This is a genomic window from Sulfolobus tengchongensis (genome assembly GCF_036967215.1).
In the GTDB taxonomy this organism is placed as follows: Archaea; Thermoproteota; Thermoprotei_A; order Sulfolobales; family Sulfolobaceae; genus Saccharolobus; species Saccharolobus tengchongensis_A.
Genome location: NZ_CP146016.1, coordinates 1,594,534 through 1,606,902, shown reverse-complemented (window position 1 = coordinate 1,606,902; position 12,369 = coordinate 1,594,534). Strand labels below are relative to the sequence as shown.

Here is a 12,369-nt window from a genome sequence, read left to right as displayed (position 1 = left end):
AATAAAACCTTAGGAATACTTTCCAATTCTAAATGAATAATACGCTAAATAAAGATAACTGACAAAAAGTAGTCAAGCCTTTCTCATCAAGGCCTATAAAGAACAACTCTATTTCGAAGAAGTGTCCTCGTAAGGGAAGATAATTAACTAAACCTATGATAACCCTAAGGAGACTCTCATCCTTTAGGTAAGGAGGAGATGATTACACCTCAATTACAACTCCTTTATCAGTCATACATTTTAATAGGACTTAAGAGAAGTTTAAATTTTCCGGTGGCGGAATGATTCCGGTGGCGGAAAATTTTATTTGACACAAGGCCGAAAAGTAAAAGGGAGGATCTGTTTGACAGAGAGGAAGAGCTGGAAGGCTTAATAGACGTTATTAGACATAAGGATTTCGGAGCGGTAGTAGGAATAAGGAGAATTGGAAAAACGAGTTTAGTCAAGGTGGGACTAAATGAGCTAAGAGAGGAGATTATATCGTTTAACATAAATCTAGCAAGATTAGAAGGAAAGAGGAACTACTCAACTGATATGTTCACTAAGCTTTTTCTAGAAGGGGCAAAAGAACTGACTTCCTCCCCGTCCTGAAGGGAAAGGGTTCCCCTAGGGCGGATCATTGGTTTGTGGTTTACCGCCTTCACTTTCATCACTTCATTGCTGGTAGAGGATAAAATCCCCACCCCGCTCCATTCATCCAGCGGTAGACCACGGGCTTAGTCTTAAGCCCATTACCCCTATCCCTCAGTGGGAGTTGCCCCCCACTCCCACTTCCTTGGGACTCGGGAATATGTAAAATGTTCATTGCTCCGTTTAAATCAGCATTTATTACCCCTATGTGGGGACACTTAAACAAACCCCTTTTAACCCTACCATTTTCATGAATCTCCCCACATAGGGAGCACGTCTTAGAAGACCATGCTTCATCTACTTCTTTGACTTTGATTCCGTATTCTTCAGTAACCTCACTAAAGCGACGTATAATATAAGAGTAGTTCCAGAAATTCACAGTTAGCTTATTTCCTCTGTTCCTAGCAATGTCTTTGGGATGACCAATTACAATCTCTGAAACACCTTTCTCATATGCGATTTCTACTATCTTTCTAATCATGGAGTTCAGAGCGTGTCTAAGAAATCTACTCCTTTTCTCGTAAAGGCGAGAGAGTCTCTCACTCCTCCTTTGCTTATGAATAGAGAGGATCTTTTGAACTCTTGCAATCCTCTTGGAATAATATTCATACCTAGACAACACACTACCTCCTTTGAATAGGAACCAAGAGCCATCTTCAACATAGATAGTGGCAAGATTAACAATACCTAAGTCTACTGAAGCTTTCAAATCGCCCTTAGGCTGTTTCGGTGTGAAATCGACCTCTACTGGTATCATCGCATACCATTTATCATTCCTTTCGAAAATTTCTAGTCTACCTTGTTTACCCTTCCATTTCAGCATTCCTCTGAACTTTAATGAAAGTTTGAAATCCTTGAGATATATCGTTCTACTGTCTTCATCTATCACATATCTATCATTTCTTGCGAGTATTATCCCTTGTTTCCAGTACCCTGGTGGTCTTGGCTTAAACCACCTAGGTAACTTCCCTTCCTTTTTATCATGAGATAATGAGAAGAAGGATCTCCATGTTTCAGCATTTTTCCTAGATACTTGTTGTGTATTAACCTTAAGCTTGTCTTTAAATTGCTGATAAACTTGTTTTTCTGTTGTGTTGAAGTCTATTTTCTCATGATTCTTATACTGTTGCATTCTTAACCAATTAACAGTATTCCAACAAGCTTTGTATACTTCAGAGAGTTTCTCAAGCGTTTCTCTAGTCTTTTTGTCTACTACTAGTCTAACGATGTTACTCCTCTTCATCTTCTTTCACTTTCTGGCTTTCAATGTACTTTTTGATCGTCTCAGTACTTACATTGCCAGCTGTTGCAACGAAGTAGTTTCTAGTCCACAGACCGTCTTTTATCTTGAGTTCTGGGTGTTTCTTAAGGATTTGTCTAGCGGACTTGCCCTTGAAGTAGTTTGCTAAATAAGAGGGAGCATATCGTGGTGGGCAATTGACGAAAAGGTGTATGTGGTCTTGCATGATTTCGATGGTTAAAACGTCGCATCCTAGTTCTTCAGCAATGTTTATGAGTGTTTGTTTTAGTTCCTCTGCTATGGGCTCTAGTACAGCTTTACGGTATTTTGGTATCCATACGAAATGGTAATTGCATAGGTATTTTACATGCCTGGTTGATTTGTATTTCACGAATACTTTAAAGTATTCAGAGATTAAAAGCGTTACCCTGTCTCAGAGAGGCGAGGCTTGTCCGTTCTTTTGTCATTAAAAGTTACACATTCTTTGGAAAAGTAGCAAGGCTTATTTCAAATAAACTCGGTTTAAATGAAAGTGACTTATTAGAAACTAACTGGATAAAGGTAGGATTAACACTTAAAAAGATTGAAAGTGATGACATAATCGAGATAATTAAGGAATTTGATAGGATTAGTAAGGACAATAAAAGAACTTTCGTTCTATTCTTTGACGAATTTCAGTATATAAAAAAGTGAAATTAAATTATTCCTCACTTCTTCATGATATATTTGATTGGTGTGATAATACAACCGTTATAGTTTCTGGGAGTATTGTAGGCCTTATGGAGGAAGTTCTAAAGCAAGTTGAGGCTGAAAAACCTTTTTATGGAAGAAATTTTATCAGAATTTATCTCGATAGGTTTGAGGTGGAAAAATCTAAGGAGTTCCTTATAAGAGGATTTAAGGAAGAAGGAATTGAAATAAGTAAAGATGTAGTAGAAAAAGCGGTAAAATATTTTGACGGTATTCCGGGTTGGCTGGCATACTTTGGAAGAAGTTATACGTACTCATTAAAACACGGCTTAAACCCAGATATTAAGGAGATTGTAAAGGAGGCATCTAAGCAAGTTACTTCAGATTTCCAAAGGTTTTTGAAGACTTCTAATTCACCTTATAGATATGCTGGTATTGTTCTTTCTCTTAGTGAATTGAGGAAAGCTAGGCTAAAAGAAATAACCTCGTACCTTTCCACTTTGTTAAAGGAAAATGTTAGTGAGGGAAGAGTAAAGGAGTTAATTGACACTCTAATTAATTATGGATTCGTTATCAAGGTAAAACTTGGGATTTATTCATTACCCAATGATATGCCAACTAAATTAGGGTTAAGAGTTTCAGCAAAAAAATGGTTAAGACAATGAATCATAAATACTTTACGTAAATGAGAAAAAATATTACATTAGAAGGTGACTTTTTTGAGATATCTTTGAGTTATTTGATAAAAAGTAGGGCAAGCTTCTCTATTGTACTCCCTAAAAACGATTCCATAACTTTATTGATAAAAACCCATCATTCATAGTGTCTTAATATAGGTATATAACAGTCTGAAGTTTTTCTTTATCATCTTAATCAGCATTACCCTTGCAATTTCTGGTCCTTTAATATTCTTGGAAGGACCTTATGGTATCACGTAAGTGCAAGCTACTTTAAACTCATTTAAGGGTTACTGTAACTATCATTATCCTTAAAGGTTATTTAAAAAATTGCAAACATATTCTACTTTAAGATATATATGAATATTGTGATAACCAATAATTTTATAATGGTGACCAAATGGCAAAGTATGAGGAAAATATAAGAGAATTATTACCTAAACTTGATTTCGATAATAAATACAGTAAGGAATTAGTAAATTACATAGTACAGAATTTAAGGAATAAGAACGTTAATGAATTCTATAAGGAATGGCTAAAAGAAATAGTTCTCTTCAATATTTCCGAAAGTACAGGTTCTCCTTTTTGGGTTAAGAGAGCTAGAGAGAGAAATATAAAAGCTAAGGATATTGAAGGAATAAGTTCAGTTACAGAGTTAATTAATATGTTAGGGGAAAGTGATTATTCGTTGTTAACTAGGGAGAATGGTTATGAAGAATACTACAAGCCTAAAGGATTAAGTGAACTAAAGCTCTATAGGAGTGGATCCTCTGGAACCACTGGCCCAGCTAAAATAATTTACCATAGTGAAGTCCCATTGGCAGTATCTGCAGTTAATGAATATTCTGGAATACAATTTTACGTTAATGGATATCAAGGAAACGGTAAAAGGCTGTTAGCTTTTGGACCCGTAGGAGCTTTTCAAAAGGAGCATGAGTATCTTTCCAACTTATTGGGACTTAAATATGTGGACTTAGGTTTTGATACTACAGGATTAAAACTAGCTTCAAGAGAAGAGATGAACAGAAGAATTGCGCCTAAATATGAAATTGCGATAAATTATCTTCAAAAGAGAGGAGGAGTAGGGCTAATGACTCTCTCTAAAGAGGCTATTTCCATGTTCCCAGGGGATATGCTTAAGCACATAGAGATCTTGAAAATTTCCGGAACTGAAGTGGATAACAAAACTATTGAGAAAGTATCTAAAGAAAAGGAGATTGTAGTGATTCCCTCATATGGTCATTTTGCGGGAAAATCGTCAATAGGATTTGTTGATAGTAAAGGAATAGTGTACTATCCTAGCCTTCCATTTACGAATTTCTCGGTTATTAACGAGGAAATGGAAGTAGTTAAGTATGGAGAAGAAGGAGAAATCCTAATGATAATCGCTCAGCCCGAAATTTTACTGATAAAACGAGATGATATTGCAGTAAGAGAAAATGGTAATGAGGTATTTAATTTCGATGGAGTAAGGAATCCCCATAGATGACCAACTATCAGAGAAATTGTGCTCTAAACTAGTTAGAGTGTCAAGATTGTATAAAATTCAGCTTGTTTTAATATATGTATGGCATAAAATTAACTCTATGTTCCAAGTTATTACCTTGATCCAATGTTAAATTGACTAACTTAGATATCAGTTTGCCCAACTTAAGTATTATTCAGTTTTTCGTTAACGAGACAGATTTCAAATAATTATTCACTGAATTTTTCTCATTCCGGACACTCTCTAGTGAAGTTTATAAGTTATAAAAGAATTTATGAGTCATGCTACTTAGAACACATTACATTTTTTCAATAGGTTTGTTAGCTTTAGTAGACTCCATTTTATCACACGAATATTTTTACTATATATTAATAGTTGCTGGCATAGTCTCAGTAATTGCAAACACACTTATTGATAGGATAGGCCATAAAGAAATCATAACTAGATATGGTTATATTCCAGTAAGAACTCCTTTAACGCACACATGGTTTAGGAGCATTGTCTGGGGTTTATTATCTATAACTCCAATAATAGCATTATTGGCATTTTATGACTATGAGAGTCATAATTTTATTTATGATACCTCTCTACTCTTTATCATAGTAATAGATGGTTTAATTGTAGGTCCATCGCATATGTTGCTAGACGTATTCACTGAAAGAGGTATTTACGTGAAGAAGAAGGGAAGATGGGCTAGGTATGCTTTAGCCCACTTTAAATATAATAATCCTGGTGTAAATGGACTAGCAATCTTAGCAGGTATAATAATGTTGCTCTATTCTGCGAGAATTATTTAATAACTGTTTTTTTTAATTTTGTATTTATAGTAACTTTATTTATCAGTTGTCTCATAGTGTTGCCAGATAGGTATAAATTTTAAGGATTGGAGTTTCCTTGCATAGTCCTAAATAATATATATTGTAAAATTACTAAATAGTATTTAAAATTTTGAGAAAATTATTTTATACCTTTATGGTGACACAATGAGCTTGTCTTTCTAATTCATTAATAGTGCGTAGCATTTGAATACTTAACGCTAATTCTACGAATAGTTCTGATTAAGAGAAGAATCTCAATTTTCAGATACGCCACAAACTAATTCATTCTAGTTCTTATTATAACTCACCTAATACAAATTCATGATTTAGTACCTCTACTGTGTTGATTTTTGACGGGATCAATTTATTTCTTGCACATATTAATTGTACCTTCTCAATAATGAGTTATCTATTCCTTACCTTCTTAACTTTGTCTTTCCATAAAGGTATCATTATATTAGTAGATTTCTAAAGGATTGACATAACACTATTTAACGATATCATTATACACCGTATTTTCTCTTATGGAGATTTTAGACGCTAATATTTAAAAATGAGGGAGAGAATATTGCTGTATGAGCTGGAAATTAAAGGATTTAAAGGGATTATCTACACCAACTGATGTAAAGACTTGCACAGTTGATGAAGCAGTAAGACAGTTAAAGGATAAGTATAAAGAGGTAGGCATTGAAACTTTAACTAAAATAGCTACCGATATACTAGTTAAGCATTTAACCGAAAATAAAATGACAATAGAGGATGTAAAAAAGAGATATAGTAACATAAATAATATAGATAGTATTATTATGGATATACTAAGATTAGCTGGCAAGTTGTAACTTATTACTCAAAGTTTTTAATATTTCTTCACTCTCTGGGAACCTTTTCTCTATATATCTTGAAAACACCAACTCATCATTAACATAGACGTCAAATATTCCCTTATCCCCTTGCACCAGTTCCACATTAGCTTCCTCAAAGTAAGACAATATATCCCTTGCTAAGTTTAATGCCCTATCCATGAATTTACAAGGCCTACAATAAACTATTTTAATGTCTATCTTTTTGTTCAGATCCACTGGTGATACATACTTTAATGGGTTACTTTTGAATTCGTCCAAGCACTTTTGTGAACAGAAATAGTATGTTATACCCTTATAGTTTATCCTATATTTCGTTGTGTTATCAACTTCCATCTTACATACCGGATCTTGCATATGTTAGAATAGAATCTGTTAAATATTAAAACTTTCCCATAATAAGTTAGTAACGTAGATTATGTTACGAACTGCAATTATTATCTTCATGAAGCTAAGAATATTAACAAAAACGTGGAACCTTAATATGGCATCACAACTCTGCATCGTATGTACAGACAAACGCTTTTAACTAATTTTATTTTAATTCCGTTACGTAATTCCCTCAAATCGTTAAATGTATTTTTAATCAATGATTTATACCAAAACACGATACTACGAGACTTTACATACTATTGCCTCTAGCAATTGAACTAATTCGCACTGTGAATTCGTAGATATTCAAAAATAATAACGTTTAGGTAAACTTAGAAACGAAAGTTTATAGCTTATTGATCAAAAAGGAATATGGTGTAGCCATTGGAGAAATCCTATGAATACCTAATTATAGGAAGTGGAATAGCAGGGTATAATGCATTAAAGGAATTATTGAACGTGAATCCCAAGGCGAAGATAATAATGGTATCTAGCGACTCACAGTTTCCTTATGATAGACCTCCTCTATCTAAATATTATTTAAGAGGAGAAATGCCACGCGATAAGCTGTTCTTTGAAGATCCTAGCTTTTACAAAGCAGATAACGTTGAAGTTAAATTAAACAGCGAGGTAGAGAGAATAGATACTAAGAACAAGGAAGCTATTTTAAAGAATGGTACCACAATAAAATTCAATAAAGCTTTGATCGCAACTGGTGGTAGACCAAGAAAGTTAAACATTCCCGGTGAGGAGCACGCTTATTATTTGAGAAGCTTGGATGACGCTGATAAGTTAAAGAATGCCGTTAGTAGAGCTAAAGAAGCCTTAATTATTGGAGCAGGTTTCATAGGAGTTGAGGTAGCGTCTAGTTTAACTACACTGGGAGTTAAAACTACGGTAATTGAAGTGAAACCATACATCTGGAATACGTTTGTTGATGAAAAAATATCGAAACTTATCCAACAATACTTTGAAGGTAAAGGCGTGAGATTCATATTAAATGAATCCGTAAAGGAAATATTGAAGAATAACGGAAGATTAATAGCCAAAACCTCAGGTGGTAAGAATATCGAAACTGACCTCGTTTTAATAGCAGTTGGTATAATTCCAAATGTTGAAATTGCCCAGAACAGCGGTATTGAAGTTAATAACGGAATCGTAGTAAATGAATATTTGCAAACTAGTGCAAAAGACGTTTACGCAGCAGGTGATGTTGCAAACATATACGATCCTAGAGAGAAGAGAAGAAAGAGAATTGAACATTGGAACAACGCAGAATATACTGGAAAATTATCAGCTAGAAACATGAGTGGAGGTCAAGAGTCATATAACTTCATATCGTCAATATGGTCGGATATATTCGATCTGCATATAGAATCAGCTGGAGATACAATGGGATATGATGAATACGTAATTAGAGGAAAATTTGACGTTAATAATCCGAATTTTAATGTAATATACTTAAAAGGAGGAGCAGTAAAAGGCTATGTAGCAATAAATAGGGATTATAGTGAGTTAGAAGTGCTCAATAAAATGATAGAGCTAGGTATTGACGTTTCAAATAAGAAAAGCTCGTTACAAGATGAGAATTTCGACCTTAAAAGACTCATCGAGACACAATAACCATATTTTAAATTTCATATTTTTGGTTTGGGTAAACATCATTTGTTATATAAACGAGAAGCATCTGACTTCCTCCCCGCCATCAAAATGGCGAGGATTCCCCTCATCGATTCGGAATTACATCTCTCATTTGAGGGGCACTTAAGAGGGTCAGAGACCCCCTCGCACAAAGATTATACACAGCTATATAATCACGATGATCCTCAAAACCACATTTCCCACACTTAAGCATCCTATACCCAGATTCAACCATTTTCTCTCCACACTTAGGGCAAGTAGTTGAACTATACGCTGGTTTAACGTATATTACGTTTAATCCTTGTTTCTTAGCCTCCCACTCAACCCATTGTTGAACACGTCTGTATTGCATCAAATATAGTTTCTCCCTATAGCTTTTCTTCAACCCCTTCACGTGAGAAATCATCTTATTCAGATCCTCTAGGACTATGTAGTTAGCACCCAGTCTCCTTGCTTCATCAACTACCCACTTCCCCACTTTCTTAGCAAAGTCCTGCACAATATTCCTCGCCTTTATATGAAAACTCCTAATCCTACCGAGAATTCTCTTATTCTCCCTCCACCTCTTGGGGTATTTTCTCTGCAGATTCTCAGCAAGTTTCTTATAATGCACTGAATCATCTAGACGTGTCGGAATTTCTATAACTTGTTTATCATTACCTAACGTGATGAAGTCCATGTTTATATCAACAGCTATAAGCCCTTTAACTTGCTTCTCTACTTGTACTTTCTTTTTCATTGTCACGTTAAGATACCAATCATCTCCTCTCTTGACTAGTCTTGCTTCTTTCACTTTGAAGTCCTCCTACGTTTTTCACGCAAGGCATTCACCAAGGTTAACACTCCAAGTATTATAACAGAAAAACAAATAAGCACTCAAGAAAAAATCAACATAAGCCAAAAGCGAAGTAGGGGCTAAAAACCCCGTGTACAAGGCTGGCTCACGATCCCCTCAATAATCTAACAAATGGGGTTAAAACCCCGTGTAGGAGAATATCACCTTTTTTACAAGGAGCAAAAAGTAGTCATAACTAGGAAAACAAGTGAAAAATAGTCTGATATTCTATAGAAGTATTATGATAGAAAACCTAATACGAGAGGAAAAACAATATAACACGTGCAACAAATAAAATTAAAAACCTTTGGAATTGACGTTGGAGAATCAAAAATAGTAGTGACAAAAGTAAAACTAGAACAACAAGGGGAACAATTAATAGAGAGAGAAAGTGAGACAAGAGAATTCAAATACGACAACGAAGGAATACAACAACTCATAAACTTCCTAGGAGACTACAAGGAAGGAATAATGGAAGCAACTGGAGTATACTTCTACTACCTATACGACAAGCTAACACAAAAAGGATACAACATAGGAGTAGTAAACCCATTACAATTAAGAGAAATACTTGGAAAGAAAACAGACGAACTAGACTCAAAAAGACTAGCACTAGCATACGCAATAGGAGCGATAAAAACATCATACATACCAAAAGAAAACGAAAGAGAACTAAGAGAACTAGAAAGACACAGAAAACAACTAGAGGAGAGAATAACACAAATAAAAAACATGATAAGAAAAACATTACAAACAGCAGGATACAAGATAGAACCATTCAACAAAGAAGGAAGACAAATACTAGACAAACTAGTAAAGGGACAAGAACTAACCAATGAGGAGAAAGAGAAACTAAAGAACTTATTAGGGAGAAAACTAAACAAGGGTGAAGTATTAATTTTGAAACAACTAGTAGAAGAGATGAATATGGTTGAAGGGCAAGTTAAGGAGATTGATGACATGATTGCCACTCTAATCCCCAAGGCTACTCTTGCAGAACTACTCAAAATTCCCGGAATAGGTTTTACCACAGCCTCAACTATTTTGGGAGAGGTTGGTGATATTTCTCGATTCTCAAACTCTAAGGCTTTTTGCTCTTATGCAGGCCTTTCTCCAAGAACTAAGCAGAGTGGTGAGTTCTTGAGCCACAATGGGTTGATTCCGGGTAATAAGTATTTGAGGCGTGTTTTCTTTCTTGCTGCTGTTAGGGTTGATGGTAAGTTTAATGAGTTTTATACTAGAATTAAGGAGAGGAGTGGGAGTGGTAAGAAGGCTCTTGTTGCTGTTGCTAATAAGCTTGCTAGGATTGTGTTTCACGTTTTACGTGATGGTGTTTATAAAGGTGATTCTAAGAAGGTGGTCAGGGTTAGGAAAGGGAGGGAGCCAAGTGTTGATGGGGATTCAACCTTGTCTTCAGCCTTAGACAAGTTATGAAAAATAGTTAAATTGTTAGAGGCGAAGCATGTAACGCCTTGTACTGTGAAAGATTGTGAGGATATCCCACTATTTTCACTTCCTCTCCAAGTATCTTAGCTGTCATCGTGTTGAAATCAACAGTATAACTAGCTTTTGGCGTTAACCATAAGGAAACGTTTCTTAAGATCGGAAATCTCCCTTTTTTGGGATTCTTTAGCCAACTCTTATACACGGCAATAGCATCACGATAGCAATCTTGAGCAAGTTTTGATTTCAAACCAAATTTCTCCCTGAGGACTTCATACAATGCATTATGTACTTCTTTTAGAGAAGTGGTTTTGTGTTCATATAACCATTGTAGAACGAACCTCTTAGCTTGCATATAATTCATAGCTATGGGCTCCAGAGCCGAGGAGGAGATCTTCATTTTGATTGTCACGATCTCCTCCTCGATGGAACTGTCCTCGCGGACAGCTCGCTCTGAAGCCCTCAGCACATGCTTATTTCTGAAGAAACTGTTTAAAAAACATTACGCGGGTATTCATCTCCATCTTAAAAAGGCGAAGCTTTCTGCCCGCATTTTTGTAAATAGGAATAATACGGTTACTTTATGGGATTTTTCAAAACTTACCTTACTATTTCATATTCTCTTCGTAGTAAAAATAACGTACAAAATTAAGATAGTTTACGAATATACTCCACAAAGTATAGTACGGTTACAAATATTTATGTTGAAGATTAACGCAGTCTATCCCCTAATTTAACTGTTTATTTTCATTATCTCCTTTAACTCAGTATAGTCATTATAACCATCGGTTAGGAAAATTCCTTTTTCTTTACACTCCTTCTCGATATATTTTGGTCTCATAGTGAAAATTATTGGTATGATAATTTTTCCTCAAAAAGTTCTGATCTATTCTGCAACAATAATATTTTAGGCTATTGCATCAGCTACCTTTTTAATGAAATCCGCATCATTCTTTAACTTATCAACAATATCACTCATATGTGAATATTCGCAAAAGATAATATAAAATTTTTACATTATTAGCTAGATTCGAAATCGAGATAGTATAGCTTAGTTTAGATAAATCATAAAAGAAAATTTCTCTTAGTATTTAAACCCTTTAATCAAAGACGCTGTTAGTGGGATATTTGTAAAACTGTCTGGTTCGTTACATTTCTGCTATCTTGGGGAGATCTTAAAAATTAACATAAGTTCTGAAATCCCAGACAAAGCGTTAGTACTCTATTCACCTAGAACTTCTACAGTGATTCTTCTTTCACTTCTTGGACCATCTAATTCTACAAGGAAAATGTTCTGCCAGGTTCCTCTCACTAATTTTCCGTTTCTAACTGGAAAAACCCTATCTGCACCTAATAAGGTTCCGCCAAGATGTGCGTGAGCGTTATCATCAATTAAATTATGCTTCCATCCTCTATTTGGTTCTACTAACTCCTTTATTTTTGTTAAGATATCCTCCATTAATCCCCTCTCATGCTCGTTTGCAATAATTGCAGCAGTAGAATGAGCTACGAAAACTAAACAAATTCCATTATTAACTCCACTCTTCCTCACTATCTCTTCAACTTGATCAGTTATATCAATTAACTCAAACTGTTTCGTTGTGGAAACGTATATTTCTTCAAAGTGAATTTTCATTTTTTACCACGCGAATAAATAAGATAGAGGGGATAAAAACT

The 12,369-nt window shown here is 34.9% G+C and carries 12 protein-coding genes and 1 pseudogene; 7 read left to right on the top strand and 6 right to left on the bottom strand.

Annotated elements, in window-relative coordinates; translation table 11 throughout:
• Positions 1-447: 447 nt before the first annotated feature.
• The gene (locus V6M85_RS07685; protein WP_338604858.1) at positions 448-591 is read left to right on the top strand and encodes a hypothetical protein; all 144 of its coding nucleotides are present in this window, start codon (positions 448-450) and stop codon (positions 589-591) included.
• On the opposite strand, the pseudogene V6M85_RS07680 reads toward V6M85_RS07685, so the two are convergent.
• Positions 591-1,873 (bottom strand): annotated as a pseudogene (locus tag V6M85_RS07680) (RNA-guided endonuclease InsQ/TnpB family protein); the annotation flags it as partial. The gene V6M85_RS07685 and the pseudogene V6M85_RS07680 overlap by 1 nt on opposite strands.
• Positions 1,860-2,261, bottom strand: coding sequence for an IS200/IS605 family transposase (tnpA, locus tag V6M85_RS07675; RefSeq protein WP_338598506.1), 402 nt, complete (start codon positions 2,259-2,261; stop codon positions 1,860-1,862). The pseudogene V6M85_RS07680 and the gene tnpA, both read right to left, overlap by 14 nt.
• 388 nt (positions 2,262-2,649) lie before the next feature.
• Between tnpA and V6M85_RS07670 the strand changes: the two genes are divergently transcribed.
• From V6M85_RS07670 to V6M85_RS07655, 4 genes are all read left to right on the top strand, one after another.
• Positions 2,650-3,225 (top strand): hypothetical protein, encoded by a 576-nt coding sequence (locus V6M85_RS07670; protein WP_338598504.1) that lies wholly within the window; start codon positions 2,650-2,652, stop codon positions 3,223-3,225.
• Positions 3,226-3,637: 412 nt separating this feature from the next.
• Positions 3,638-4,726 carry a hypothetical protein gene (locus V6M85_RS07665; RefSeq protein WP_338598502.1) on the top strand — a complete coding sequence of 363 codons (1,089 nt, stop codon included), beginning with the start codon at positions 3,638-3,640 and terminating at the stop codon, positions 4,724-4,726.
• A gap of 278 nt (positions 4,727-5,004) precedes the next feature.
• Positions 5,005-5,520, top strand: a complete 516-nt coding sequence (locus V6M85_RS07660; RefSeq protein ID WP_338598500.1) for a DUF1286 domain-containing protein — start codon at positions 5,005-5,007, stop codon at positions 5,518-5,520.
• A 596-nt stretch (positions 5,521-6,116) separates the two neighbouring features.
• Entirely contained in the window at positions 6,117-6,380 is a 264-nt protein-coding gene (locus V6M85_RS07655; RefSeq protein WP_338598498.1) for a hypothetical protein, read from the top strand.
• Here V6M85_RS07655 and V6M85_RS07650 read toward each other — a convergent pair.
• Entirely contained in the window at positions 6,363-6,758 is a 396-nt protein-coding gene (locus V6M85_RS07650; protein WP_338598496.1) for a SelT/SelW/SelH family protein, read from the bottom strand. The two genes, V6M85_RS07655 and V6M85_RS07650, sit on opposite strands and share 18 nt — an antisense overlap.
• 399 nt (positions 6,759-7,157) lie before the next feature.
• Between V6M85_RS07650 and V6M85_RS07645 the strand changes: the two genes are divergently transcribed.
• Complete coding sequence (locus tag V6M85_RS07645; protein WP_338598494.1) at positions 7,158-8,396, top strand: FAD/NAD(P)-binding oxidoreductase; 1,239 nt, start codon at positions 7,158-7,160, stop codon at positions 8,394-8,396.
• 103 nt (positions 8,397-8,499) lie between these two features.
• Here the strand turns inward: V6M85_RS07645 and V6M85_RS07640 are convergent, their stop codons facing one another.
• A complete protein-coding gene (locus V6M85_RS07640) occupies positions 8,500-9,207 on the bottom strand; it encodes an RNA-guided endonuclease TnpB family protein (protein ID WP_338598492.1) in 708 nt (235 codons plus the stop codon).
• A 324-nt stretch (positions 9,208-9,531) separates the two neighbouring features.
• Here V6M85_RS07640 and V6M85_RS07635 point away from each other — a divergent pair, with 324 nt between their 5' ends.
• Positions 9,532-10,683: an IS110 family transposase gene (locus tag V6M85_RS07635; protein WP_338598490.1), complete on the top strand. Its 1,152-nt coding sequence runs from the start codon at positions 9,532-9,534 to the stop codon at positions 10,681-10,683.
• Between the two features lie 7 nt (positions 10,684-10,690).
• Here V6M85_RS07635 and V6M85_RS07630 read toward each other — a convergent pair whose 3' ends face one another.
• Both V6M85_RS07630 and V6M85_RS07625 read right to left on the bottom strand, forming a co-directional pair.
• Complete coding sequence (locus tag V6M85_RS07630) at positions 10,691-11,161, bottom strand: hypothetical protein (RefSeq protein ID WP_338598488.1); 471 nt, start codon at positions 11,159-11,161, stop codon at positions 10,691-10,693.
• A 753-nt stretch (positions 11,162-11,914) separates the two neighbouring features.
• On the bottom strand, positions 11,915-12,328 hold the full coding sequence (locus V6M85_RS07625; protein ID WP_338598486.1) for a secondary thiamine-phosphate synthase enzyme YjbQ: 414 nt from the start codon (positions 12,326-12,328) through the stop codon (positions 11,915-11,917).
• Between the last annotated feature and the right edge of the window lie 41 nt (positions 12,329-12,369).